Here is a 1675-nt window from a genome sequence, read left to right as displayed (position 1 = left end):
TTTTTAAATATTTAGTTATGCACAACTTGCACAGTAGGTTATCAACAAAATCATTCGTATAGATCAGTTTTTTACTAAGTAAATTAGAAAGTTATGCACTGTTGCCAATCTATAATAACTACTTTAATTAGTATAGATCTGATCTTTAGTAAGTACAGATCAGATCTATTCTAACTAGATATGTACTTATCCACAGCAGGTGTGTTTTTATTTGATAATTGTCGTGTTTAATTTTATAAAATACCGATTAAGATGGACAAAATAATTGATGAGTTAGTAAAAATTAGATTTATACACCGCTTGTTAGTAAAATATTGATCTCAAATAACGATAAGTGAAGAATGCTTAGTAAAATAGTGATCTGAACATTTTATTTAAAGTGAGATCACTTTTATACTAACTTAAACATTTAACTTTTGCAGCTTAATGTGTTGTTATTAGATGTCGAAATAAAAATGGAAATAATAACAATGAGCCGAAAGGTCAACATCTCTGTAGATAACTTGCCCGATACACTTAGGGGTCAAATCCACGGGGTGGAAAGTGCAATCGATAATGAAAGTTTAGCACTATTTACAGACAATAAAGATGTGCGAATTTCAATCGAAAATGCAGCTCATGGTTTACGTGCATATTCAAATACATTTAACCATTATGATTTGTGGGGACGCTTTGTTCGCTCTGGTCATAAAAAATTGCCTTTGGAAGAAGCTCCTAAAAAAACAATTATTACGCGAAGAATATCAGAAAAAGTAGATGGTATTTTATACGATGGTGAAATAAAAATAACTCCTGCAGTTGTTAGTACTCGAAAAGATGGCGAAGATGTTGAGTACTTAGTGTGGCCATCGGATAGAGAAGAGAAAGTAGAGCGCGCACTTATACGCTTAGCTTCTAAAGGAAAAATAGTAAAAATTAATTTTAAATCCGGTATTCAATATGCCGTTGTTTTTTCTATGAACGAATTAGCACAAGAACTAAAAGCAGTAGGGCAATCAATGCCATATCCTGCAATAAAAGAGTCACTTGAAGCATTGCAAGGTTCTAAACTTTCATTTAAATATTCTGCGACAGATACTAAAAACTCGGATATAGATGATTCGTTTTACGAGTCAAACATGAACTTTTTATCGTCACTCCACTTTAGTGGTAAAAAGGGCCAAGGCGGCAATGTAAAATGTGTGGCTTGTTTAAATGCATTTGTTCATAACATGATTGATAATCTTGAGTACAAAGGATATTACTTTAATAGTGCGCAAGAATTAAAACGCGGATTATCACGTTGGATGATGCTACGTTTATATCATCTTTGGCGCTATGCAGCACCAGGAAAAACCTATCATTTTAGATTGCTTTCTATAATGGAAAAATATGGTTCTATTTATTCAACCGACAATATTACAGAAAATAAGCTAAAAGCTCTACGTCGTGATATGACAACAACAATGAAAGATTTGATTGAAAAAGGTGCTATATCAGAATATAGCATAACAAATGTAAAAGATGATAAAACGGGCAATATTATTGACTACACTTATGAAATGCATCCGTCTGATCAGTTTTGCGATGAAATACTTACATTGAACAAACACAATAAGCGCATTGAAATACAAGGTGGAAAACGCATTGTAGAAAATGCAGTATTAATTGATGAAGATAAATTAGATGAGATTGT

The 1675-nt window shown here is 32.2% G+C and carries 1 protein-coding gene; it reads left to right on the top strand.

The annotated features are described in order from the left end of the window. Window positions 1-470 precede the first annotated feature (470 nt). The coding region (locus P20652_RS19230; protein WP_033018151.1) for a hypothetical protein at window positions 471-1675 on the top strand (1205 nt) is incomplete at its 3' end.

Origin of the sequence: Pseudoalteromonas sp. BSi20652 (assembly GCF_000239855.1) — a bacterium.
Taxonomy (GTDB): domain Bacteria; phylum Pseudomonadota; class Gammaproteobacteria; order Enterobacterales; family Alteromonadaceae; genus Pseudoalteromonas.
The sequence above is the reverse complement of the archived record's forward strand: the minus strand, read 5'-3'. Positions and strand labels throughout refer to the sequence as shown.